The organism is Streptomyces humi (assembly GCF_001005085.2).
Classification (GTDB): Bacteria; Actinomycetota; Actinomycetes; order Streptomycetales; family Streptomycetaceae; genus Streptomyces; species Streptomyces humi.
This window is the reverse complement of the sequence record NZ_LBMU02000037.1, coordinates 109527-131851: the sequence shown is the minus strand read 5'-3', so window position 1 is coordinate 131851 and position 22325 is coordinate 109527. Positions and strand designations below refer to the sequence as shown.

General features: G+C 72.0%; 22 protein-coding genes. 11 read left to right on the top strand and 11 right to left on the bottom strand.

Features of this window, described 5'->3' with window-relative positions; all coding sequences use genetic code 11:
• Positions 1 to 30: 30 nt before the first annotated feature.
• A complete protein-coding gene (uvrB, locus tag AAW13_RS16585; protein WP_046729666.1) occupies positions 31 to 2178 on the bottom strand; it encodes an excinuclease ABC subunit UvrB in 2148 nt (715 codons plus the stop codon).
• A 39-nt stretch (positions 2179 to 2217) separates the two neighbouring features.
• Positions 2218 to 3084 (bottom strand): MHYT domain-containing protein, encoded by an 867-nt coding sequence (locus AAW13_RS16580; RefSeq protein WP_046729665.1) that lies wholly within the window; start codon positions 3082 to 3084, stop codon positions 2218 to 2220.
• A gap of 276 nt (positions 3085 to 3360) precedes the next feature.
• Here AAW13_RS16580 and AAW13_RS16575 point away from each other — a divergent pair, with 276 nt between their 5' ends.
• Together AAW13_RS16575 and AAW13_RS16570 are read left to right on the top strand one after the other, a co-directional pair.
• Positions 3361 to 4230: a glycerophosphodiester phosphodiesterase gene (locus tag AAW13_RS16575; RefSeq protein WP_046729664.1), complete on the top strand. Its 870-nt coding sequence runs from the start codon at positions 3361 to 3363 to the stop codon at positions 4228 to 4230.
• 49 nt (positions 4231 to 4279) lie between these two features.
• A complete protein-coding gene (locus tag AAW13_RS16570; protein WP_046729663.1) occupies positions 4280 to 4834 on the top strand; it encodes a methylated-DNA--[protein]-cysteine S-methyltransferase in 555 nt (184 codons plus the stop codon).
• A gap of 27 nt (positions 4835 to 4861) precedes the next feature.
• Here AAW13_RS16570 and AAW13_RS16565 read toward each other — a convergent pair whose 3' ends face one another.
• Positions 4862 to 5290, bottom strand: a complete 429-nt coding sequence (locus tag AAW13_RS16565) for a VOC family protein (RefSeq protein WP_046729681.1) — start codon at positions 5288 to 5290, stop codon at positions 4862 to 4864.
• A gap of 99 nt (positions 5291 to 5389) precedes the next feature.
• Between AAW13_RS16565 and AAW13_RS16560 the strand changes: the two genes are divergently transcribed.
• Positions 5390 to 6298, top strand: coding sequence for a pseudouridine-5'-phosphate glycosidase (locus AAW13_RS16560; protein ID WP_046729662.1), 909 nt, complete (start codon positions 5390 to 5392; stop codon positions 6296 to 6298).
• Positions 6283 to 7221, top strand: coding sequence for a carbohydrate kinase family protein (locus AAW13_RS16555; protein ID WP_240528638.1), 939 nt, complete (start codon positions 6283 to 6285; stop codon positions 7219 to 7221). Before AAW13_RS16560 ends, AAW13_RS16555 begins: the two co-directional genes overlap by 16 nt.
• A gap of 40 nt (positions 7222 to 7261) precedes the next feature.
• On the opposite strand, the gene AAW13_RS16550 is transcribed toward AAW13_RS16555, so the two are convergent.
• A complete protein-coding gene (locus AAW13_RS16550; RefSeq protein WP_046729661.1) occupies positions 7262 to 8056 on the bottom strand; it encodes a methyltransferase domain-containing protein in 795 nt (264 codons plus the stop codon).
• Positions 8057 to 8306: 250 nt separating this feature from the next.
• On the opposite strand from AAW13_RS16550, the gene AAW13_RS16545 reads away from it, so the two are divergent.
• A complete protein-coding gene (locus AAW13_RS16545; protein WP_046729660.1) occupies positions 8307 to 9434 on the top strand; it encodes a magnesium and cobalt transport protein CorA in 1128 nt (375 codons plus the stop codon).
• A 6-nt stretch (positions 9435 to 9440) separates the two neighbouring features.
• Here the strand turns inward: AAW13_RS16545 and AAW13_RS16540 are convergent, their stop codons facing one another.
• The gene (locus tag AAW13_RS16540) at positions 9441 to 10073 is read right to left on the bottom strand and encodes a nucleoside/nucleotide kinase family protein (RefSeq protein ID WP_046729659.1); all 633 of its coding nucleotides are present in this window, start codon (positions 10071 to 10073) and stop codon (positions 9441 to 9443) included.
• 258 nt (positions 10074 to 10331) lie between these two features.
• Between AAW13_RS16540 and AAW13_RS16535 the strand changes: the two genes are divergently transcribed.
• The 3 genes from AAW13_RS16535 to AAW13_RS16525 all read left to right on the top strand — a co-directional run bounded on the left by AAW13_RS16535 (position 10332) and on the right by AAW13_RS16525 (position 13328).
• Positions 10332 to 11033 (top strand): DUF2293 domain-containing protein, encoded by a 702-nt coding sequence (locus AAW13_RS16535; RefSeq protein ID WP_046729658.1) that lies wholly within the window; start codon positions 10332 to 10334, stop codon positions 11031 to 11033.
• A 31-nt stretch (positions 11034 to 11064) separates the two neighbouring features.
• On the top strand, positions 11065 to 11544 hold the full coding sequence (locus AAW13_RS16530) for an anthrone oxygenase family protein (protein ID WP_046729679.1): 480 nt from the start codon (positions 11065 to 11067) through the stop codon (positions 11542 to 11544).
• Between the two features lie 296 nt (positions 11545 to 11840).
• The gene (locus AAW13_RS16525) at positions 11841 to 13328 is read left to right on the top strand and encodes a glutamate synthase subunit beta (RefSeq protein WP_046729657.1); all 1488 of its coding nucleotides are present in this window, start codon (positions 11841 to 11843) and stop codon (positions 13326 to 13328) included.
• 156 nt (positions 13329 to 13484) lie between these two features.
• Here AAW13_RS16525 and AAW13_RS16520 read toward each other — a convergent pair whose 3' ends face one another.
• The 3 genes from AAW13_RS16520 to AAW13_RS16510 all read right to left on the bottom strand — a co-directional run bounded on the left by AAW13_RS16520 (position 13485) and on the right by AAW13_RS16510 (position 15615).
• Positions 13485 to 14288 carry an SAM-dependent methyltransferase gene (locus AAW13_RS16520; RefSeq protein WP_046729656.1) on the bottom strand — a complete coding sequence of 268 codons (804 nt, stop codon included), beginning with the start codon at positions 14286 to 14288 and terminating at the stop codon, positions 13485 to 13487.
• A 190-nt stretch (positions 14289 to 14478) separates the two neighbouring features.
• On the bottom strand, positions 14479 to 14754 hold the full coding sequence (locus AAW13_RS16515) for a DUF397 domain-containing protein (RefSeq protein WP_046729655.1): 276 nt from the start codon (positions 14752 to 14754) through the stop codon (positions 14479 to 14481).
• Positions 14755 to 15615: a helix-turn-helix domain-containing protein gene (locus AAW13_RS16510; RefSeq protein WP_046729654.1), complete on the bottom strand. Its 861-nt coding sequence runs from the start codon at positions 15613 to 15615 to the stop codon at positions 14755 to 14757.
• A 367-nt stretch (positions 15616 to 15982) separates the two neighbouring features.
• Between AAW13_RS16510 and AAW13_RS16505 the strand changes: the two genes are divergently transcribed.
• From AAW13_RS16505 to AAW13_RS16495, 3 genes are all read left to right on the top strand, one after another.
• On the top strand, positions 15983 to 16654 hold the full coding sequence (locus AAW13_RS16505) for an ATP-binding protein (RefSeq protein ID WP_079178830.1): 672 nt from the start codon (positions 15983 to 15985) through the stop codon (positions 16652 to 16654).
• Positions 16651 to 17085, top strand: coding sequence for a hypothetical protein (locus AAW13_RS16500; protein WP_046729653.1), 435 nt, complete (start codon positions 16651 to 16653; stop codon positions 17083 to 17085). Before AAW13_RS16505 ends, AAW13_RS16500 begins: the two co-directional genes overlap by 4 nt.
• Before the next feature lie 249 nt (positions 17086 to 17334).
• Entirely contained in the window at positions 17335 to 19221 is a 1887-nt protein-coding gene (locus tag AAW13_RS16495; RefSeq protein ID WP_420855470.1) for an ABC transporter ATP-binding protein, read from the top strand.
• Here the strand turns inward: AAW13_RS16495 and AAW13_RS16490 are convergent.
• The 3 genes from AAW13_RS16490 to AAW13_RS16480 all read right to left on the bottom strand — a co-directional run bounded on the left by AAW13_RS16490 (position 19218) and on the right by AAW13_RS16480 (position 22055).
• Entirely contained in the window at positions 19218 to 19397 is a 180-nt protein-coding gene (locus AAW13_RS16490; RefSeq protein ID WP_046729651.1) for a hypothetical protein, read from the bottom strand. The genes AAW13_RS16495 and AAW13_RS16490 overlap by 4 nt on opposite strands.
• A gap of 154 nt (positions 19398 to 19551) precedes the next feature.
• On the bottom strand, positions 19552 to 20196 hold the full coding sequence (locus tag AAW13_RS16485; RefSeq protein ID WP_046729650.1) for a DUF899 domain-containing protein: 645 nt from the start codon (positions 20194 to 20196) through the stop codon (positions 19552 to 19554).
• An 80-nt stretch (positions 20197 to 20276) separates the two neighbouring features.
• Positions 20277 to 22055 (bottom strand): FUSC family protein, encoded by a 1779-nt coding sequence (locus AAW13_RS16480; RefSeq protein ID WP_046729649.1) that lies wholly within the window; start codon positions 22053 to 22055, stop codon positions 20277 to 20279.
• Positions 22056 to 22325: the final 270 nt, after the last annotated feature.

The following is a 22325-nucleotide window of genomic DNA, read 5'->3' as shown; positions in this document are numbered from 1 at the left end:
CCTTGCCGGGGTCCGGTGGGGACTGCGGGATCAGGCCAGGCCCGCCTCCTTCATCTGGCGCAGTTCCTTCTTCATCTCCGAGACCTCGTCACGCAGCCGGGCGGCGATCTCGAACTGTAGATCCGCCGCGGCGGCGCGCATCCGCGCCGTCATCTCCTCGATCTGCTCGGTGAGTTCGGCCACCGGACGATCGGTGGGCACCGTTTCCGCGGCCTTGCCCTTCGCCGCCTTGCCGGCCTTCGCGCCCCTGGCCGCCTTGTCGCCCAGGGCCGGGACGGGGGCCTTGGCACCCTTGCCGTCCTTGGACTTGCGGTAGCCCGAGCCGAGGAGCTGTTCGGTGTCGATCTCTTCGCGCGCGATCTGCGCCACGATGTCGTTGATCTTCTTGCGCAGCGGCTGCGGGTCGATGCCGTTGGCCTTGTTGTAGGCGACCTGCTTCTCCCGGCGCCGGTTGGTCTCGTCGATGGCCTTCTCCATCGCCGGGGTGATCTTGTCGGCGTACATGTGGACCTCGCCGGAGACGTTGCGCGCCGCACGGCCGATGGTCTGGATCAGCGAGGTACCGGAGCGCAGGAAGCCCTCCTTGTCGGCGTCGAGGATCGCCACCAGGGACACCTCGGGCAGGTCGAGGCCCTCACGGAGGAGGTTGATGCCGACCAGGACGTCGTACTCGCCGGACCGCAGCTCGCGCAGCAGCTCGACCCTGCGCAGGGTGTCGACGTCACTGTGCAGGTAGCGCACCTGGATGCCGAGTTCCAGGAAGTAGTCGGTGAGGTCCTCGGCCATCTTCTTGGTGAGGGTGGTGACCAGGACCCGTTCGTCCTTCTCGGTGCGCTTGCGGATCTCGTGCACCAGGTCGTCGATCTGCCCCTCGGTGGGTTTGACCACGACCTGGGGGTCGACGAGGCCGGTGGGGCGGATGATCTGCTCGACGACGCCGTCCCCGCGGGAGAGCTCGTACGTGCCGGGCGTCGCCGACAGGTACACGGCCTGACCGATCCGCTCCTGGAACTCCTCCCACTTCAGGGGCCGGTTGTCCAGGGCCGAGGGCAGCCGGAAACCGTGGTCCACGAGGGTGCGCTTCCGGGAGGCGTCGCCCTCGTACATGGCGCCGATCTGCGGCACGGTGACGTGCGACTCGTCGATGACGAGCAGGAAGTCGTCCGGGAAGTAGTCGAGCAGGGTGTTGGGCGGGGAGCCGGGCAGGCGGCCGTCGAAGTGCATCGAGTAGTTCTCCACGCCGGAGCAGGTGCCGATCTGGCGGAGCATCTCGATGTCGTAGGTGGTGCGCATGCGCAGGCGCTGGGCCTCCAGCAGCTTGCCCTGCTTCTCCAGCTCGGCCAGGCGCTCCCCGAGCTCCTTCTCGATGTCGTTGACGGCCCGCTCCATGCGCTCGGGGCCGGCGACGTAGTGGGAGGCCGGGAAGACGTACAGCTGCTGGTCGTCACTGATGATCTCGCCGGTCAGCGGGTGCAGCGTGGACAGCGCCTCGATCTCGTCGCCGAACATCTCGATGCGGACGGCGAGCTCCTCGTAGACCGGGAAGATCTCGATGGTGTCGCCGCGGACGCGGAAGGTGCCGCGGGTGAAGGCCAGGTCGTTGCGCGTGTACTGGATGTCGACGAAGCGGCGCAGCAGGTCGTCCCGGTCGAACTCGTCACCTACCCGCAGCGGGACCATCCGGTCGACGTACTCCTGCGGGGTGCCGAGGCCGTAGATGCAGGAGACCGAGGCCACCACGACGACGTCACGGCGGGTGAGGAGCGAGTTGGTCGCGGAATGCCGCAGCCGCTCGACCTCCTCGTTGATCGAGGAGTCCTTCTCGATGTAGGTGTCCGACTGCGGGACGTACGCCTCGGGCTGGTAGTAGTCGTAGTACGAGACGAAGTACTCGACCGCGTTGTTCGGGAGGAGCTCGCGGAACTCGTTGGCCAGCTGGGCGGCCAGTGTCTTGTTCGGCGCCATCACGAGGGTGGGGCGCTGGAGCTTCTCGATCATCCACGCGGTGGTGGCGGACTTGCCGGTGCCGGTCGCGCCGAGGAGGACCACGTCCTTCTCACCGGCCTCGATGCGCTTGGCCAGCTCGGCGATGGCCGCCGGCTGGTCGCCGCTGGGCTGGTACGGGCTGACGACCTCGATGGGCGCCACCGTGCGTTCGATGTGGGAAACGGGCCGCATGGATCCACCGTACGACCCCCCACTGACAACCGGGTCTGATCAGCGGTTCTGCGGGGTGCGCGAGCTGTGGTGGCTGTGCTGGTGGCCGACGCGGGGGGACGTGCGGCGGCTCGGGTGGTGGGTGACCTCGTCGGCCGGGACGCCAGCCTTGCGCTCCACGCGGAGCCGGGCGGGCCTGCCCATGACCAGCAGCGGGTCGAAGATCACGACGACGGCGGCCAGGCACAGGAAGGTCAGCGGGCCGATCAGCATGGGGGCGAGCAGCGAGGCCGGCGAGTCGCCGGGAGCGGTCACTCCGGAACCGTGGAGGTGGACGCTGAGGGCCGCCATGCCGGTGTAGTGCATGCCGCTGACGGCGAGGCCCATGACGAGGCTGGCGCCGACGCTCCAGAGGAAGCCGCGGATCTGCCCGGCCGCCCACAGGGCCGAGGTGGCGGCCACGACCCCTATCACCACGGACGCGGCCACGGTGGCGGTGTTGTACTGGAGGCTGCCGTTCAGGCGCAGGCCCGCCATGCCGAGGTAGTGCATCGAGGCGATGCCCAGTCCGGTGATCGTGCCGCCCGTGAAGAGCGCGGTACCGGTGGCGCCCCGGTAGCCGACTATGAAGATCCCGACACCCACCATGACGATGGCGAGGGCGAGACTCGCATAGGTGATCGGCTTGTCGTAGTGGATCGGCGTCTCCTTGACGCTGAACCCCATCATGGCGATGAAGTGCATGGTCCAGATGCCGGAGCCGATCGCCGCGGAGCCGAGCGCCAGCCAGGCGGGCCGCCAGGTATGGGTCACCAGCATGGCCCGGGTCGTGCAGCGCAGCCCCAGGGCGCCGCCGAGGCAGGCCATCAGATAGGCCACCAGCGGGGTGACGACCCCATAGCTGAATCCGTCGACCGTGCCCTGCATGCGTGGCTGCCCTTCACCCTTTGCGTCCCGGAATATTTGGATTGCGCCCCCGTCCCAGGACCGCCCGAGCGGTCAGGGTTGACGCAGAGAGTATGACCCGCACCGGAATGGTCGAACGATTTTCCGGCAAAGAAACACGCCCTTGCCTCAGTTGTGCGGCACCGGTGAGCGGCCTTGGCGACTGCGTTCGATCTGTGGTCATCCCGTACCCGGCCACCGTTGACTCCCTGCTGTCACTCTTGTGCTGTCCGTATTCGCCCGACGTGAGGTGTACGCATGCACGCGCGCGCAGTAGCCGCCACCACCACCGCGCTCCTGGGGACGGCCGCCCTGCTGAGCCCCGTCCCCGCCGCCCGGGCCGGTGACACCGGGGTACCCACGGTGCTCGCCCACCGGGGTGCCTCCGCCTACGCACCCGAGAACACCCTGGCCGCCATCGACAAGGCGGCCGCGCTGGGCTTCACCTGGGTCGAGAACGACGTCCAGCGGACCAAGGACGGCACGCTCGTCGTCGTCCACGACGACAGTCTCCAGCGCACCACCGACGTCGAACAGGTCTTTCCCGGCCGGGCCCCCTGGAAGGTGAAGGACTTCACCGCCGCCGAGATCGCCCGGCTCGACGCGGGCAGCTGGTTCTCCCGCTCGTACACGGGCACGCGCCTGCCCACGCTGGCGCGGTACATGCGCGAGGTCGAGCACAACCACGAGAAGCTGCTCCTGGAGATCAAGAACCCGCAGCTGTACCCGGGCATCGAGCGGCAGATCCTCGCGCAGCTGGGCAACGAGGGCTGGCTGGACCGCCGCCACCTCGGCCGGCTCGTCGTGCAGAGTTTCAGCGCGGACAGCCTGCGCGCCGTGCACCGGTTGCGGCCCGCCGTGACCACCGGCTACCTCGGCACGCCGGCCACCGGGGCGCTGCGGCGGTACGCGGGCTTCGCGGATCTGATCAACCCGTCGGTGGGCTCGATCTCCGCCGGTTACGTGCACGCGGTCCACTCGGTCGACGGACCGCACGGCCGGCCCCTGCGCGTCTTCACATGGACGGTGGACGACGCGGTCACGGCGTGGAAGGCCGTGGGGTACGGCGTCGACGGGGTCATCAGCGACAAGCCCGACGTGGTGCGGGCCGCGCTGCGGGCCGGCTGATCCGGCCGGGCGGCGGGCGTTGTCAGTGGCGGGCCGTACGGTGGGGCGCATGGACAGCGAAGGGCAGTACGAGCAGCGGGTGGTGTGGGCCGTCGTGGGCACTGCCATCGGTCCGCTGCTGCTGGCGGCGACCCGCGACGGCCTGGTCAACGTGGTGTTCCATGCCTCCGAGGCGGTGCGGGAGCGGGCGGTGGAGCGGCTGGCGGGCCGGCTGGGCACCGAGCCGGTCGAGGATCCCGGAGCGCCGGTGCTGGCCGAGGCGATACGTCAGCTGCGGGCCTACTTCGCCGGTGACCGGCAGGACTTCGACCTGCCGCTGGACTGGTCGCTGATCTCCGGCTTCAACCGTCAGGTACTGCGCGAGCTGGCCGCGGGTGTGCCGTTCGGCACCGTGGTCGGGTACGGCGAGCTGGCCGGACGGGTCGGGCAGCCGGGCGGGGCGCAGGCGGTGGGCGCGGCGATGGGCGCCAATCCGCTGCCCGTGGTGGTGCCCTGTCACCGGGTGGTGGAGAGCGACGGCGGCATCGGCGGGTTCGGGGGCGGTCTGGAGACCAAGCGGAAGCTGCTCGCCCTGGAGGGTGTGCTGCCCGAGCCGCTGTTCTGAGGTGCCGCTGCTACGCCTGGGGCGCGGTCACTCGTAGTGGCGTGCCTCGACGACGTTGCCGTCCGGGTCCTGGAAGTAGAAGTTGCGCGGCGCCTTCCCGCGGGCGCCGAAGGAGTCGTGCCCGAGGTCGGTCATGGGTACGGCGTGCTCGGCGAGGCGGGCGCGCAGGGCGTCGAAGGCGTCGGACGGCAGGGCCAGACAGATGTGGTGGACGGGGTGGCCCGCGCTGCCGGCGGCCCCGGGGAGCGCGGGCATGCGGTCGGCGAGGGTGCGGGGCGCGAGGTCGATGATGCTTCCTTCGTCGACCCGCACGGAGGGGAAGGCGACCTCGCCCGCGGCGAACTCGGCGACCCTCAGCGGTTCCAGGCCGACCGTCCGCTCGTAGAAGGCGGCCGCGGCGACCGGGTCGGTGACCCAGAGGACGACGTGATCCAGACGTACCGGGTGATTCGTCATGCGGTCCAGGCTGGTGGCGTCCACCACGGGCCGCAAGCGTTTAGCCGGCGGTGCCGCCCGCCAGAGATGAGGAAGGACCGACGGACAGGAGGCGGGCGCGTGGTGCTGGTGGTGTCGGAAGAGGTCCGGGAGGCACTCGACGCGGGCCGGGCGGTGGTGGCTCTGGAGTCCACGATCATCGCGCACGGGCTGCCGCGTCCGCGCAACCTCCGGGTGGCGCTGGAGCTGGAGGAGGAGGTGCGGCGCGCGGGGGCGGTGCCCGCGACCATCGCGGTGCTGGACGGGCGGCCTCATGTCGGCCTGGCCAAGGACCAGTTGGAGCGGGTCGCGGGCGGGGAGGGGATCCGCAAGCTGGGCCACCGCGATCTGCCGTTCGCCGTGGCCGCGGAGGCAAGCGGGGCGACGACCGTCTCGGCGACGGCGCAGTTGGCGGCACTGGCCGGCATCCGGGTGTTCGCCACGGGAGGCCTCGGCGGGGTGCACCGGGAGTGGACGGTGACCCAGGACGAGTCCGCCGACCTGGGCCTGCTGGCCCGCACCCGGATCACGGTGGTGTGCGCGGGCGTGAAGTCGATCCTGGACGTGCCGGCCACCCTCCAGCGCCTGGAGACCATGGGCGTCGCGGTGGCCGGCTACGGCACGGACCGCTTCCCCGGCTTCTACCTGTCCGACTCCGGACACCCGGTCGACTGGACGCTTCGCACCCCCGAGCAGGTCGTGGACGTCATGCGCGCCCAGGACACGCTCGCCGCGGCGGACACGGCGCTGATCGTCGCCAACCCCGTGCCGGAGGAGCAGCAGCTGGATCCGGAGCTGCACGCGCGCGTGCTCGCGGACGCGCTGCGGGCGTGCGAGGCGGAGGGGATCACCGGGCAGGCGGTCACCCCGTTCCTGCTCGGGTACCTGGTCCGGCACACGGACGGGGCCTCGCTGGAGGCCAACCTGGCGGCGGTGCGCGGCAACGTGCGGCTGGCGGCCCGGATCGCCTCGGCGTGGTCCGCGAGGTGACCACCGCGCGGGAGGCGGTACCGGGCGGTGCGCTGCTCGTGGTCGGGGACGTCGTCACCGATGTCGTCGCGCGGCACCGGGGGCCGCTCGCGGCCGGCACCGACACGGCTGCCGTGATCCGGACCCTGCCCGGTGGTGCCGGGGCCAACGTGGCCTGCTGGGCCGCCCACACGGGCTGTGCGGACGTGCGGCTGCTCGGGCGGGTCGGCGCGGACGCGGCCGAGTGGCACGAGCGGGAACTGGTCGCCTCCGGGGTGCGGCCGCGGCTGGTGGTGGATCCCGAGGCCGCCACCGGGACGGTGGTCTGCCTGGTGGACGGCGGTGCCTCGGCGGAGCGCACCTTCCTCACGGACAGCGGGGCGTCCTTGCGGCTGGAGCCGGCCGACTGGTCGGACACGCTGCTCGACGGGGCCGCCCGGCTGCATCTCTCCGGTTATCTGCTGTTCTCCGCACCGGGCCGGGCACTGGTGGCGGTCGCCCTGGCGTCGGCACGCGCGCGGGGTGTCCCGGTGAGCGTGGATCCGGCGTCGGCCGGGTTCCTCGTGGCACTGGGTGTGGACCGGTTCCTGGCACTCGTCGAGGGCGTGGACGTCCTGTTGCCGAGCCGGGACGAGGCCTGTCTGCTGACGGGGCTGCCGGATCCGGCGGACGCGGCGGCCAAGTTGAGCCGTCAGGTGCCGCTGGTGGTGGCCAAGGCGGGCGCGGAGGGCGCGCTGGTGGCCCGGGCGGGCGTGGTGGTCGCGCGGGTCCCGGCCGCACCGGCGACGCCCCGGGACACCACGGGCGCCGGTGACGCCTTCACCGGGGCGTTCCTTGCCGCGCTGGTCGCCGGCGCGGACGCCGAGGAGGCGGCGGCGCGGGGTTGCCGGGCGGGCGCGCGGGCGGTGGGCCGCGTGGGCGCCAGACCCCCGGCCCACGGCTGACACGGCAGAGCGGCCGGCAACGGCGCGCGGCGGGGCGGGGCTACTCCTTGCGGCCCCAGGCCGAGATCATCGGGGCGGTGGCGAGGTCCATGGTGCCCGCCTCCACGTTGGCCAGGTGCCGGTCGATGTCGGCGTCCGTGGCCAGGCCGGCCGTGACCAGCCGGTCGCGGATCTGCCGGACGGTGGCGGCCTCCAGCGCGGTGCAGGCGGGTGAGGCGACCGGGAAGTGGGCGTCGGCCTCCACGTCGCGCAGTCCTGCCTCACGGAGCAGCCGCGGGAGCTTGCGGCCGTACGACAGGTCGGCGCCGCGTTCGGCCAGCAGCTTGCGGAAACCCTGGCGGAGCCGGTTGGCGAGTTGCTGCTCGGGGCCGTACTCGTAGGGGCAGGTGAGGGGCTGGAGGGCGGGGTCGGCGTCCTCGACCAGCAGTCGACCGCCGGGACGCAGAGCCTTGATCATGGCGCGCAACGCCCTTTCCCGGTCCGGCACATGGACCAGGACCAGCCTCGCGTGCACCAGGTCGAAGCCCTCTCCCGGCGGTTCCTCGGCGCCGACGTCGTGGGTGCGGACCTCGACGGGTGCCTGGGCGACCGCGGTGAGCAGCGAGGTGTCGATGTCGGTGGCCACGACCTTGCCGGACGGCCCCACCTTCCCGGCGAGCCAGGACACCACGGAGGTGCCGCCCGCCCCCACTTCCCAGCAGCGCCAGCCAGCTTTGAGACCGGCCGCCTCGAGATGCCGGAAGGTCGTGGGGTCGAAGAGGCGGGCGAAGGCGTCGAAACGCTGTCCGGCCTCGCTCTGACGGTTGTCGAGAAGGTACCCGTCGGCTTGTGTCATGAAGTGATGATCCCAGTTGCCCGGCTTGTCCGGGACGGTCGACGCCGGTGCGGCGAGAGTGTGTCGGCCCGACGCGGGGAACCCGTCACCGAACGGCGGGAACCGGCGCCGGGGTTCCGGTTGTCCACAGTCAGGAACCAACCGGAACGCGCTGTTCCCACAGCCTTACCCGTGTCTCACACCGGGCTGGCAGACTTGCCGGACAAGGCGCGGAAGCGGTGTGCGAGGGGATCCACGCGAGGAGATCCGGATGACGATGGCAGGGAATCTGCGGAAGGTCACGGGGCTGGGCAGGGCCGGCGGTCTGCGCAAGGTCGCGCGGCTTGCCCGGCGGCGCCCCCGCGTCGACCTGAACCATCACGCGCGGTCCCCGCTGGGCTCCTCGGTGGTCAACTGTGTGACGTACGAGGAAGGCGTGCGGGTGCCGGAGTGCAGTGATCTGTACTCGGCGGTGGAGCGGGTGCGCAAGAAGGGCCAGGGGTTCGTGTGGCTGGGGCTGCACGAACCGACGGACGGCGAGTTCGCGGGCATCGCCGAACTCTTCGATCTGCACCCGCTGGCGGTGGAGGACGCGGTCGAGGCCCATCAGCGCCCGAAGGTGGAGCGGTACGGCGAGACGCTGTTCGCGGTGTTCAAGACGGTCTGTTACGTCGAGCACGAGAAGCTGACGGCGACCAGCGAGGTGGTGAACACCGGGGAGATCATGGTGTTCGTCGGCGAGGACTTCGTGATCACGGTCCGGCACGGCAGGCACGGTTCGCTGGGGCCGCTGCGCGAGGAGCTGGAGGCCACGCCGGGGCAGCTCGCCAAGGGTCCCGCGGCGGTGCTGCACGCGATCGCGGACCATGTGGTGGACGACTACCTGAACGTCACGGACTCGGTGCAGGCGGACATCGACCAGGTCGAGGCCGATGTGTTCGCGGAGAACGGCGCGCGGGCCGATCCGGGCCGGATCTACCAGCTGAAGCGTGAACTCCTGGAGCTGAAGCGGGCGGTGGTGCCGCTCGGCCGGCCGATGGAGGAGCTGACCGCCCGGCCGATACGGGTGATCCCGCCGGAGATACAGACCTACTTCCGGGACGTGCTCGACCATCTGACGCGGGCGAAGGAGCAGATCGCGGCCTTCGACGAGTTGCTCAACTCCATCCTCCAGGCGCATCTGGCGCAGGTGACGGTCGCGCAGAACGAGGACATGCGGAAGATCACGGCGTGGGCCGCGGTGATCGCGGTGCCGACGATGGTGTGCGGTGTGTACGGCATGAACTTCGATCACATGCCGGAGCTGCACTGGCGGTTCGGCTATCCGCTCGTCCTCGGGGTCATATCCGCGGCGTGTCTGGCGCTGTACCGGGGCTTCCGGCGCAACGGCTGGCTCTGACGGCGCTCAGCCGTTCCACGCCGGATGGCGGGGGTCGTCGGCACGGACCAGGACGTCGGCCGTGCCGGCGGGGTCGGTCTCGGCCGCGTAGCGCTCGAAGGCGGGCAGGGTCCAGTGCTCGGTCGCAGGGGTCCGGCGACGCAGGGCACCGGGAGTCAGCAGGAGATGGACGGTCAGGTCGAACGGGAACCAGTGCCGCAGCAGGAGCGGCCCGTGCAGCAGCAGAAGGCCGCCGGGCGGGAGGGAGACGTAGGGGCTGCGAGTGGCGCGGTCGGTGGCCGGGTCCCAGAGATCGGGCAGGACACGGCCGGTGCCGCCGGGGTCGAGGGGGCCGAAGACCTCGCGCCACAGGGCGTTGGTGTCGAACCAGCCGCCGTAGTACGACTCCGCGTCCCGGCGGCCGTGCTCCAGACGCAGTGAGGCGGGCCGCAGGAAGCCCTCGGTGCCCACGACGAGGGACGGCCTGCCGCGCACCCGCAGCGCCTCGCCGACGCGCTCCGCGAGGTCCCCGGGCCGGGCGGCGGGGGCGCCGTCGAAGGCGACGCGCGGCCAGGCACCCCCGTCGGCGGGCTTCAGGTCGGCCAGCCGCTCGGCGAGGCGGTCGGCGAGCCGGTCCCAGGTGATCGCTTCGAGTCGCACGGGGCCATGATGCCTCGCAGGGCACGGGGCGCAGGGCACGGGGCACGGGGCGGGGGCGCCGGGCGGAGGGCGCGGGGTGGGGGGCTCAAGCGGGGGTCGGCGAGGTGGCTGTCCGGGATCGGCGAGGTTGCTGTCCGGGGTCTCGTCGTACCGAGTCGTCTTCTCCTCGGCCCCGGCCTTCTCCAGGGCGGTGAGGACGTCTTGGTCAGGGCTGCGAAGGACGTGCAACCAGTGCCCGTAACGGGCAGGGAACCGCGTATGACACGCCTCGCGACTCCTCCTCACCACGGTGGACTGCTGGTCGTGCAGCCGCTGCGGCACAAGCGGTGCGCGGCCTGCCGGCGGGGGCCGTTGTCGCTGCTGGTGCTGGAGGACGGGGCGCCGCGGTGTCTGGACTGCGCCGATCTCGGGCATCTGGTGTTCCTGCCCCGCGGGGACACCGCGCTGACCCGGCGGTCGCGGGAGGAGAGCACGCTGTCGGCGGTGGTGGTGCGGTTCAACCGGCGCAAGAGCCGGTACGAGCGGCAGGGCGTCCTGGTGGAGGAGGCCGCGCTGGTCCGCGCCGAGAGGCGGTGTCTGGCCGACGCCGAGGCCCGGCGGCGTCGGCGGGCGCGGGACGCGAGGCTGCGGGCGGCGCAGGACGTGCGGTTCACGGAGGCGTTCGCGGCGGAGATCCTGCGCCTGTTTCCGGGGTGTCCGGTGGAGCGGGCCACGGCGATCGCTGCGCACGCGTCGTTGCGAGGCAGCGGGCGGGTGGGTCGCACCGCGGCCGGGCGGGCACTGACGGAGGGGGCGGTGATCTCGGCGGTGGTGGCGGCGGTACGGCACATGGACACGCCGTACGACCAGCTGCTGATGGGCGGGGTGCCCAGGTACGAGGCAAGGCGGCGGATCGCGGGGGCGGTGGAAGCGGTGTTGCGGAGCTGGGAGGCCGGGGTGCGGGTGCGCCTGACCGGATGACGTCGGACGGACGGGAGTGGGTGTGGTGGTCGTGATCGACGGGCCGTATTACGTACTGGTGCTGCTGGGAGTGCTGGGGACCGGCCTGGTGGCGGGGGTGTTCTGCGGATTCTCGACCTTCGTGATGCGCGGGCTGGCCGCCCTGCCGTCGGCGCAGGGGGTCGCCGCGATGAACGCGATCAACCGGTCCGCGGTGACGTCGGCGTTCATGCTGGTGTTCGTGGGGTCGGCGGTGCTGAGCGCGATGATCGCGGTGGTGACGTTCGTGGTGTGGCCGGACGCGGGGAAGGCGGCGCTGCTGCTGGGCAGCGCGCTGTACCTGTTCGGCTCGTTCGGGCTGAGCGTGGCGGCGAACGTGCCCCGGAACGAGGCGCTGGCGAAGCTGGAGCCGGGCACCCCGGAGGCGGCCGCCTACTGGCCGGTGTATGTGCGTGAGTGGACGTTCTGGAACCACCTGCGCACCCTCTCGTCGGCCGCGGCGGCCCTCGTCTACGTACTGGCCCTGGCCTGAGGAGGCCGTGGGAGGCGACTGGCGTCCGGCTGACCCCGGGCTGGATTCCGGCTGGCCCCGCCTGGATCCCGGTTGGCCCCGCCTGGATCCCGCCTGGATCCCGGCTGGATCCCGGCTGGATCCCGGCTGGATTCCGGCTGGATTCCGGCTGGATTCCGGCTGGATCCCGGCTGAGGAGCACCCGGTGGAATGCGTCACCGGCCACTCTGCGGGCGGCACCGGTCGGACGTATCGTGGCCGAAAGAGTGCGGCCCGATGACGCACGGCCTGGGGCGACGTACGCGAGGAAGACGACCATGGCCGATCCCAAGGGGTTCATGACCACGCAGCGCGAGGAGTGGCGGCGGCGGCCGGTCGACGAGCGGGTGCGGGACTGGGACGAGGTCTACGTACCCGGGGCGCTGCTGCCGATCATCAGCAAGCAGGCGGACCGCTGCATGGACTGCGGGGTGCCGTTCTGCCACGACGCGTGCCCGCTGGGCAATCTGATCCCGGAGTGGAACGACCTGGTGTCGCGGGAGGACTGGCGGGCGGCGAGCGACCGGCTGCACGCGACGAACAACTTCCCCGAGTTCACCGGACGGTTGTGCCCGGCGCCGTGCGAGGCGGGGTGTGTGCTCGCGATCAACCAGCCGGCCGTCACGATCAAGAACGTCGAGTGCGCGATCGCCGACCGGGCCTGGGCGGAGGGGTTCGCTCCGCCGATGCCGCCGGAGCGGCTGACCGGGCGGACCGTGGCGGTGATCGGGTCGGGGCCCACCGGGCTCGCGGCGGCGCAGCAGCTGACCAGGGCCGGGCACACGGTCGCCGTGTACGAGAGGGACGACCGGCTCGGCGGGCTGATGAGGTACGGCATCCCCTCGTTCAAGATGGAGAAGCACCATCTGGAACGGCGGCTGCGCCAGATGCGCGCCGAGGGGACGAAGTTCCGCACCTCGGTGACGGTCGGACGGGACGTGGGAGCGGCGGAGCTCCGGGCCCGGTACGACGCGGTGGTGATCGCGACCGGCGCCACGGCGTGGCGGGAACTTCCGGTGCCGGGTCGGGAGTTGGAAGGGATACACCAGGCGATGGAGTATCTGCCGCTGGCCAACCGGGTGTGCGAGGGGGATCTGGCCGAGTCGCCGATGTCGGCGGCCGGAAGGCATGTGGTGATCGTGGGCGGAGGTGACACGGGGGCGGACTGTCTGGGTACGGCGGTCCGGGAGCGGGCCGCGTCGGTGACCCAGCTGGACATCTACGCGCAGCCGGGCGCGGAGCGGGACGAGGACGTCGAGCCGTGGCCGACGTACCCGAAGGTCTACCGGCTGTCGGCAGCGCACGAGGAGGCGCGGGATCTGGAGACGGCGCCCGCGGCGCACGCGGACGCGCGGTTGTTCGCGGCGTCGACACTGCGCTTCGCGGGCGACGAGGGCGGCCATGTCCGGTCGCTGCACCTGGTGGAGGTGGACGCGGCACGCCGGCCGCTGCCGGGGAGCGGGCGGACGCTGCCCGTGGACATGGTGCTGCTCGCGCTCGGTTTCTCCGGGCCCGACCGCGAGGACGGGCTCATCGACCAGCTGAGGGTGGCGACGGAACCGCGCGGGACGATCAGCAGGGACGCCGGGTTCGCGACGAACGTCCCCGGGGTGTTCGCCGCCGGGGACGCGGCGCGTGGACAGTCCCTGATCGTGTGGGCGATCGCGGAGGGACGGGCGGTGGCGGCGGCCGTCGACCGGTATCTGACGGGCAGTTCGCGGCTGCCGACGCCGATATCGCCGTACGACCGGCCGATGGTCGTGTAGCTGCGTCGATGGTCGTGTAGCTGCGTCGGCCGGGGCCAGGCCGACAGGTCAGCGAGGGCCAGCGGGTCACCGGGGGCAGCGGGCCACCCGGGGGGTCAGCAGGTCACCCGGAGAGGGTCAGCAGGTCACCAGAGCGGGGCGGTGTCGGAGGGCGGCTCACGGCTTGCGCGCCACCGCCCCGTATCCCGGGATCACCCCGTCGTCCTGTCCCGGCACCGGTTCGCCGAGTTCCGGGTGCCAGTGGTGGACCACCGACACACCGGGCTCGACGAGTTCCAGGCCGTCGAAGAAGCGGCCGAACTCCTCGCGGGAGCGCAGCGCCAGCGTGACCCCGGCCGTCTTCAGTTTCGCGGTGGCCGCCGCCGACTCCTCCGGGGTGAAGTCGGCGGTGGCGTGGGTCATCATCAGGTAGCTGCCGGAGGGCAGTTCGGAGAGCAGTCTGCCGACCAGTTCGTGCGCCCCGTCCTCGTCGGAGACGAAGTGCAGCAGGGCGACGAGTGACAGCGCGACGGGGCGGTCGAGGTCCAGGATCTCGCGCGCGCCGGCGACGATCGCCGCCGGGTCGCGCACGTCGGCCTGGAGGTACTCGGTCGCGCCCTCGGGGGTGCTGCGCAGCAGGGCCGCCGCGTGGGCCAGCACGATCGGGTCGTTGTCGCAGTACACGACCCGGGCGTCCGGGGCGGCGGCCTGGGCGACCTGGTGCAGGTTCGGCTCGGTCGGGATGCCCGTGCCGATGTCCAGGAACTGCCGTACGCCGTGCTCGGCCAGCCAGCGGGTGGCGCGGTGCATGAAGGCGCGGTTGACCCGGGCCATCACCGGCACCCGGGGGTCGAGGGCCAGCATCTGCCGGCCCATCTCCTCGTCGACGGGGTAGTTGTCCTTGCCGCCGAGATACCAGTCGTACATGCGCGCCGGATGGGGCTTGCCAGTGTCGATCACGGTGCGGTCCTGCCCGGTCATGAAGGGCTCCATAAGCGTCTGACACGGTCAATGGTCAATTGAGTACCAAGAGAACGAAGTTGAACGAGAAGTCGAGAGAAGTCACACAAGGAGATCACGGAGTACGAGGAGAACGAGGAGAACGAGGAGAACGGAGAGAACGGGGAGAACGGGGAGAGCAAGGCAACGTTCGGGTCAGAAGAAGAGCAGGTCAGGAGAGCAGGAAGTCGGCCTCCCCCGCCTTGGCGCCCTCGATGAAGGCCGTCATCTCGTCGGTGGTGTAGATCAGCGCCGGTCCGTCCGGATCGGTCGACTGGCGGACGGCGATCCGGCCGTCGGCCAGCTTCATCGCCTCCAGGCAGTTGCCTCCGTTGCCGCCGCTCCACGGCTTGTGCCAGCCCTCGCTGCCCAGTTCCCCGGCAGGCATCCCGTTGTAGATCCGCTCGGTGCGGTTCCGCGGGCCGGACTGGGGTTTGATGCGATCCATTCACAGCTCCTTGCGGAGATCCCGGAGGATCTCCTTCGTGCGTTGTGCCGTAGCGGCCTGGGCCGCCATGCGGTCCATGACCTCCAGGTGGCTGGCCACCTCGGTGCGCGCGTCCAGGTAGACGGCGCCGGTCAGGTACTCGCTGTAGACCATGTCCGGAAGTTCGGGCATGGCGAATCGAAAGAGCACGAAGGGCCCGTACGTCCCCGGGTGCGGCCCGCTCGAGAACGGGACGACCTGGAGCGTCACGTTGGGCAGCTTCGCCACCTCCAGCAGTCGGTCGATCTGCGCGCGCATCACCTCCGGGCCGCCGACCGGGCGGCGCAGGACGGTCTCGTCCATCACCGCCCAGAAGCGCGGCGCGTCGGACCGGGTGAGCAGTTCCTGGCGTTGCATGCGCAGGGCGACATGGCGCTCGATCTCCTCGGGCGACGTCTGGCCGATGGCGCCGGATCTCAGCACCCCGCGCGCGTAGTCCTCGGTCTGCATCAGGCCGGGGACGAAGTGCGGTTCGTAGGAACGGATCAGGCTCGCCGCGCCCTCCAGGCTGACGTACATGGAGAACCAGCCGGGGAGGATGTCGTGGAACCGCTGCCACCAGCCGGGCTTGTTGGCGTCCTCGGCGAGCCGGACGAAGAGGTCGGCCTCGTCGTCGGTCACCCCGTAGGCCTTCAGGAGCAACTGGAGGTAGGGGATCTTGAGGGCGACCTCGGCCATCTCCATACGACGGACGGTGGCGGGTGCCACGCGCAGCACCCGGGCGGCTTCCTCCCGTTTGAGCCCGGCGCGCTCCCGCAGGTCGAGGAGGCGCCGGCCGAGGACCACCTGGCCCACCGTCGGCGCGGACCGCGGCTCGCTCACGCTCCACCCACCTCCATGAAGTTCCCCGACCGGGCCGCCGTCCGGACTCGCCGGTGCGCCGGCCGCCGTCATCTACAGGTGTCACCCGGCATGCCGACAGCCCAGCGGCGCCATTCGAAGACTCATTCGACGATCTGACGGATCAACCGAAACGGCCCCGTCAAACCGAATTGCCCGAATAAGCCGGAACTGTCCTGTTCGGTCACCTCGGTCGCATGGGCCGGATCGGTCCGCCGGATCCTCACTGATCCCAACTGGCGCCGCTCGACATGCTGTTGCGAGCAGTGTGCCACGGCCCTTCACCGCGTCACACAGCACTCTGCATTTTTCAGAGTGACACTTGCCAAGTGTTCACGGCGGGGCGATAGTGGCAAGCGTGATTCCGTCCGCGCCCTTAGGAACAGACGCCGCCGGCGACCGTCTCGGTCTCGGCGCTGCCGCGGTGGTCGCCCCAGGTGAGGGCGCCGCCGAGCGCCGGTTCCGGTTCGAGCTGGCCGCTCATCCGGGTTCCCCCGCCCAGGCAAGACGTCTGGCGCGTGCCCGGCTGACCGGCTGGTCGGTCTGCGCGGACACCTGTGACACCGCCTTGCTCGTCATATCCGAGCTGGTGACCAACGCGATCGTGCACACCGCGAGCAGTCGCGTCGTGTGCGAGCTGCACGACCACGACGGCACGGTGCGCATAGCCGTGTACGACGAGGGCTGCTCACCGGACGAGCCCCACCCCTCCCCGCAGCGTCCCGAGGAGGAGCACGGGAGAGGACTGCTCCTCGTCGACGCGCTGTGCCGGGCCTGGGGAGCGCAGGAGCACGGACCGGGACTGCTGGTCTGGGCGGAGCTGCCGGGCCGGGCCGACGCCGCCCGGGAGACCGCCGGACCCAGCAACGACCTGGGCTGGGGCGCCCGTCCCGGACCGGGTTCTACGCGCGGTTCGTCCCACAACCCCGCGCGTGACCCGGCGCACCGCCCGTCGCCGGCCTCCGGCGGGGAGGCGCGGCCCGAGGCCCGGCACTCGGTGCCCCGGCGGAGGCCGGCGTGAGCGGCGCCCCCGGTCCTGGCCGGCCGCTGGGTCTCGACACCCTGGTCCGCCTGCAACGGGACCGGCGGCCGGGAACCGCGGCCGACACCCGGCGACCGCCGGTGCCCGAGGGCATGACGGCGCCGCTGGGCCGCGACGCGGTGGCCGTACCCGCGGCGCTCGGACCGCTGGTGGCACCCCGGCTGCCACGGGTCGGATGCGTGTACGCCGACGGCACGCACTGGTGGTGGATCGTTCCGTCGGACTCCGACGAGGCCCTCACCTGGCCCGCCCCGGCCCTCTACAGCACGGGGGCCACGCTCCCCGGCGCCGCCCGGCTGATCCACCGCCCGCAGGGGACGGTGCCGTACACCCCGCCGATCCCGCTGTATCTCGCACTCTGCCGGGTGACGGGAACGACCCCGGAATGGTCCCGGCCCCTCAGCGCGTGACGCGTACGCGTACCTCGTCCTTCACCGCCCGAGTGCCGTACGGACGCGGTTCGCGGTGTGTTCCGGGCGCACTCCCCCGTGCACCCCGAGCCCCGTCGCGCGCCCTGCCCGGCGGGCGTCCGGGCCCGCGATAGTGGCCGTTCGTCGACGGCTCCGGGGAGGACCACGGTGAGGAAGCGGCGGGAAGCGGCGGCGCCCGAGGTGTCCGAGTCGGAGCGGCTGCTGTTCGGGGGGCCGCTCCGCTACGACATGGGCTGGAACCAGCACCGGGACGCCTTCCTCGAACTGGACTTCCGCGCCATGATGACCCGCCTGCCCGGCATGCTCGCGTCCAGCCTGCGGCTGGCCCGGCAGGCGGACGCCCGGGACGCGCGGACCGTGCTGGTCGCCCAGCTGGGCGTCGGCGTGGCCCAGGCCGTGAGCCTGCTGGCCGTGAACAGCGTGCTGGGCCGGCTGATCGGCACCGGCACCATCGAGGAGCGGCTGCGCGGCGCCGCCCCCGCCCTGGTGACCATGGCCGCCCTGATGTTCGTGGCCGCGCTGCTGCGCGCCGCGTCGACCTATGCCACGGGCCGTCTGGAACCCAAGGTCGAACGGGTCGCGACCGAGATGTACCTGGAGCGGGCGGCGGCCGTCGAACTCGCCGCGATCGAGGACCACGCCTTCCACAAGCTGCTGGACACCGCGCAGTACGGCGCGGCCTCGGCCCGCCGCATGATCATGTACGGCACCCGTGTGGTGAACGCGATGATCTCGCTGGTCGCCGCGGCCGGGGTGCTGACCGTGCTGCACCCGGCCCTGCTCCCGCTGCTGATCACGATGACCATCCCGAGCGCCTGGGGCGCCCTGACCAACGCCCGGCGCCGCTACGAGTCGTTCCACATCTGGGTGCAGCACGCCCGCGCGGGGCATCTGATCAGCAGCCTGCTCACCGAGCCGGAGGCGGCGCCGGAGATCCGGGTGCACGGGGTCGGCCCGTTCCTGCTGCGGCACTTCCGGGCGATGGCGGAGACGGCCGAGGAGGAGCAGGCCCGGCTGGCGAGGCTCGCGGCCCGTACCGGTCTGATCGCGGCGGCCTGGACCGGGCTGGCGACCGTCGCCACGTACGCCACGCTGGGCGCGCTGCTGCTGAGCGGGGCGATGGCCCTGTCGGTGGCCGGGACGGCGGTGATCGCGATCCGTACCGGCTCGGCGAGCCTCAACACGCTCGTGCTGGAGATCAACACGCTGCACGAGGAGGCGCTGTTCGTCGGAGACCTGGAGCGGCTGTACGTCGAGGCGGCCGAACGGGCCATCCCGGTCGGCGGGGAGCCCCTGCCGGACGATCCGCGGGAGATCCGCTTCGAGAACGTCACCTTCACCTATCCGGGTGAGGACCCGGGCGGTGACACCGGTGCCGTCTCCCGTCCCGCCCTGGACGACGTGACCCTCTCCCTCCCCCTCGGCCGGATCGTCGCCCTGGTGGGGGAGAACGGATCCGGCAAGACCACGCTGGTCAAGCTGCTGGCCGGGCTGTACCAGCCGGACCGGGGGCGCATCCTGTGGGACGGCGTCGACGCGGCGAAGGCGGACCGGCACCGGCTCGCCGAACGCATCGCGATGGTCGCCCAGGACTTCAAACGCTGGCCGTTCACCGCCAAGGTCAATGTGGCCGTCGGCCGCTCGTCGGCGCCGCTGACCGAGGAGCGGCTGGCCGCGTCGGTCGCGGAGGCGGGCGCGCAGGAGGTGGTCGAGGACCTGCCGCGGGGCCTGGAGACCCTCCTGGCCCGCAGCTTCAGCGGCGGCCACGAGCTGTCCGGTGGCCAGTGGCAGCGCCTCGGCATCGCGCGCGCCGCCTACCGGCGCGGGCACATCCTGATCGTGGACGAGCCGACGGCCGCCCTGGACGCCCGGGCCGAGCTGGAGGTCTTCGAGAAGATCCGGGCGCTGGCGGGCGGCGGGCAGACGGTCGTACTGATCACCCACCGGCTGGCGTCGGTCCGGCACGCGGATCTGGTGCACGTCCTCGACCAGGGCCGGGTCGTGGAGTCGGGGACCCCCGACGAGCTGCTGGCGAGCGGCGGTGTCTACGCGGAGCTCTACGGACTCCAGGCGAACCAGTTCACGGCCGCGGCGCCCGCCCGGAAGGCGGGCTAGTTCTCGACCCCCTCGGCGGCGCGCACGATGACCAGGAAGGTGTCCGTGGCCAGGTCCATCACGACCTCCGCGGGCAGCCCTTCCAGCCGCCGGGCCTGTGCGAACTCCTCCGCAGGCCATGATCCTCGCGGTCCGCCTGCGGGAAAGCGCTCGAGCACGGTTCGCCCGTTCACCATCCTGCACCTCCAGAAATGCGTCGTACTCGTAGGAGTTAACGCTCTGGAGAACACGAATGGCTCGCCCGGTGACCGTACTGAGACACAGCCGACACGCCGTCGGCGCGGAGGGTGAGGGTCCGTTGACTTTCGGCCACTTTCGTGACCACTTGTGTCAGTCCTCGTACTCGTCGTGATAACGCACGCGGTCGCTGCCCGTGGGCGCCCGGCCGAGCGCGGTCAGGTCGAGCAGGGACGCGGTCGAGCCGAGTCCGTCGAGTCCGCCGTCGTACACCGCGTAGGTGCGGAAGACCCGGTCGTGCTCGCGGAGGAAGCAGCTGAGCCCGGGGCGTTCGACCGGTTCGTCGTCCACCACGAGGGTCGCCTCGAAGTCACGGTTGAAGTCGCTGTGGTAGGAGGAGTACCAGGGCAGTGTCCAGCCCATCCGCGCCTTGAACGGCAGGATCCTGGTGAAGGGCGCCCGGGAGACCACCGCGAACGAGGTGTCGCGCGCCCGCAGATGGGCGAGGTGGCCGATCTGGTCCAGGAAGGCGGCGCAGTCGGGGCAGCCGGCCTCCCACTCCGGGGCGAACATGAAGTGGTGGACGATCAGTTGGGTCCGGCCGTCGAAGAGGTCGGGGAGGTTCGCCTTGCCGTCGCCGCCCTCGAAGACGTACTCGGGGTCCACCTCGACCATGGGCAGCCGGCGCCGCTCGGCGTTGAGCACGTCCCGCGCCCGCGCCAGTGCCTCCTCCTTGCGCAGCAACTCCTCACGCGCGGCACGCCACCGCTCACGCGAGACGATCTCCGGAAGCGACATGGGCCCTCCAGTACGACGGTCGGTTCCGGGTGCTGACCGCGGCCGGCCGGAGAACTCATCGGTGCGGCGGAGAAATTCTCCTACGCGGCGAGGGGCATCCTCGGCACCGTGACCCCGAGCCGCTGCCCGCCCCGCTCCAACTCGTCGGCCAGGTCTCCCAGCTGCCGGGTGTGGCGGGCGGTGAGCCGGCCGGTCTCGTCGAGGTGCACGGCGCACGCGGTCGTGGTGTCCACGAGCCGTTCGAGTACGGCGGCCACCGCGTCCGTGCCCTCGGTGTGCCGGGCCAGAGCCGGGAGTTCGGCGGCGGCCAGGGCGATGGCGGTGCGGGCCTCGGCGAGGGTGCGGTAGGCCTCGCGGCGCAGCGCCCAGCGTTCGCCGCGGTCGGCGGACTCGCTCAGTACGTGGGCGAGATAGGCGTGCGCGGCCCGCCCGGCCGCCGCCAGCCGGGCCCGTACCCCGCCGCCGCGCTCCCCCGGCATCGGCAGATGCCCGACGAGCAGCACGAGCCCGCAGGCCAGCAGCGTCTCGCCGATCCGGCTGACGGAGGCCTGCGGTTCACCGCCGACCATGACCAGGGCGAGCACCAGGACGGTGACCACGACGGTCTGGGCGCCGAAGTGCCGGGTGGACACGGGGACGAGGGCGCCGCAGAGGGCCACCAGGGCGATGAGCCCCTCAGGGCGGGGCAGCACCGCGGCGAAGCCCGCGAAGAGGAGGGCGCCGACCACCGTCCCGGCGGCCCGGCACAGCACCCGGGAGGCGAGCGGCCCTAGGTCGGGCTTGACGAGGAAGACGGCGGTGGCGGGCAGCCAGTACCAGTGCTGGTGCGTGCCGTACCAGCGGGTGTGGTGCAGGGCCTGGGCGATGGCGGCGCTGGCCCCGAAGCAGAGGGCGACCCGCAGCCCGTACTCCCGTCCGCCGCTGCCGAACGCGGCGCGCAGGATCTCCCGGGGGCCGCGGCGGCGGGCGGGCGGCCGTTGGTCCGCGCCCTCGGACCGGTCGAAGGCCTCTGCGGCCCGCAGCAGCGCGTCGTCCAGGGCGCGCAGTGCGGGTACCGCGCGGGACGGCGCGGGCAACGGTCCGGTGCCGGTGTTCTCCCGGACGGCGGCGGCGAGCCGCCGGGGTCCCTCGGCGGCCCGCCCGGATATCGGTTCGCCGGCCCAGGCGAGGGCGGTGGCGGCCTCGGCGAGGGGCAGCGCGGCGGTGTACTGCGTGTGCAGCCGGCGTTCGGCGGCGGAACTGGCGTACCGCCTGAGCCGGGGTCCGGTGAGCGCGTCCTGGGCATGGTCGAGCGCGGTGCTCAGCGCCTTCCGCCGGCCGAGCGCGGCCTCGCCGGCAACGGCTTCGAGCAGGTCGGCGATGGCGTCGTAGACGGCGGCGACGGCGTCCCGCTCCCCGTCGAAACGGTAGTCGCCCGCGGTCGCGCCGGGGGTGGGCAGGGCGAGCCGCAGCACCAGCAGCCAGCCGGCTCCGGCGAGGAAGGCGAGGGCCCGCTGCCAGCCCGCCTCCGCGACCGGCATCCCGGCGCCGATGGCGGCGGCGACCAGGAGCTGCGTCCCGGCGCCGGACGCGACCGGCCCGACGGCGCTGATGCCACCGGCGACCAGGCCGAGGCCCGTGAGCAGCAGGGTCAGGGGGACGGCGGTGAGGTGCGCGCCGCCGTACGTCCCGACGAGCAGCCCCGCCGCACCGGCCGCCGCGGGCGCCCCGAGCCGCCGCACCGCGGCCCGCCGGCTGCCCGGCCGGTCGTTGATCCCGGCGAGCATGGCGGCGATGGCGGCGACCACGCCGAGGGAGGTGCGGTGGACCATGACCGCGGCGAGCAGCAGCGGCCCGGCGGCCAGCGCCCCTCTGGTCACCGCGCTCCAGGGCACGGGCCCGCGCTGAGCGCGCAGGGCGTGGGCGAGCCACGGGGGCAGGGCGATACGACGGGACACGGGGCTCCTGTCCGGACGAGGGCGGGGTGTGCCTTCGGGCGACGGTGGCCGGGCTGTTGGCTTCGTTGTCCAACGGTAGATCGGGTTCCCGTACGAAAAGGTTCGATCGCATTTCGCGGGTGTGACATGTGTCCCGAAGGACCGAGTTCTTTATGAACGCAATTCCGGGCGGCCTGGATTCGGGGCCGGGAA

Excerpts from the sequence above, each read along its gene's own strand:
- AAW13_RS16575 (WP_046729664.1), top strand. The coding sequence starts at position 3,361 with ATGCACGCGCGCGCAGTAGCCGCCACCACCACCGCGCTCCTGGGGACG.
- AAW13_RS16485 (WP_046729650.1), bottom strand. The coding sequence starts at position 20,196 with ATGTCGCTTCCGGAGATCGTCTCGCGTGAGCGGTGGCGTGCCGCGCGT.
- AAW13_RS16520 (WP_046729656.1), bottom strand. The coding sequence starts at position 14,288 with ATGACCGGGCAGGACCGCACCGTGATCGACACTGGCAAGCCCCATCCG.
- AAW13_RS16495 (WP_420855470.1), top strand. The coding sequence starts at position 17,335 with ATGGGCTGGAACCAGCACCGGGACGCCTTCCTCGAACTGGACTTCCGC.
- AAW13_RS16535 (WP_046729658.1), top strand. The coding sequence starts at position 10,332 with ATGACACGCCTCGCGACTCCTCCTCACCACGGTGGACTGCTGGTCGTG.
- AAW13_RS16565 (WP_046729681.1), bottom strand. The coding sequence starts at position 5,290 with ATGACGAATCACCCGGTACGTCTGGATCACGTCGTCCTCTGGGTCACC.
- uvrB (WP_046729666.1), bottom strand. The coding sequence starts at position 2,178 with ATGCGGCCCGTTTCCCACATCGAACGCACGGTGGCGCCCATCGAGGTC.
- AAW13_RS16545 (WP_046729660.1), top strand. The coding sequence starts at position 8,307 with ATGACGATGGCAGGGAATCTGCGGAAGGTCACGGGGCTGGGCAGGGCC.
- AAW13_RS16490 (WP_046729651.1), bottom strand. The coding sequence starts at position 19,397 with ATGGTGAACGGGCGAACCGTGCTCGAGCGCTTTCCCGCAGGCGGACCG.
- AAW13_RS16550 (WP_046729661.1), bottom strand. The coding sequence starts at position 8,056 with ATGACACAAGCCGACGGGTACCTTCTCGACAACCGTCAGAGCGAGGCC.
- AAW13_RS16525 (WP_046729657.1), top strand. The coding sequence starts at position 11,841 with ATGGCCGATCCCAAGGGGTTCATGACCACGCAGCGCGAGGAGTGGCGG.
- AAW13_RS16570 (WP_046729663.1), top strand. The coding sequence starts at position 4,280 with ATGGACAGCGAAGGGCAGTACGAGCAGCGGGTGGTGTGGGCCGTCGTG.
- AAW13_RS16580 (WP_046729665.1), bottom strand. The coding sequence starts at position 3,084 with ATGCAGGGCACGGTCGACGGATTCAGCTATGGGGTCGTCACCCCGCTG.
- AAW13_RS16515 (WP_046729655.1), bottom strand. The coding sequence starts at position 14,754 with ATGGATCGCATCAAACCCCAGTCCGGCCCGCGGAACCGCACCGAGCGG.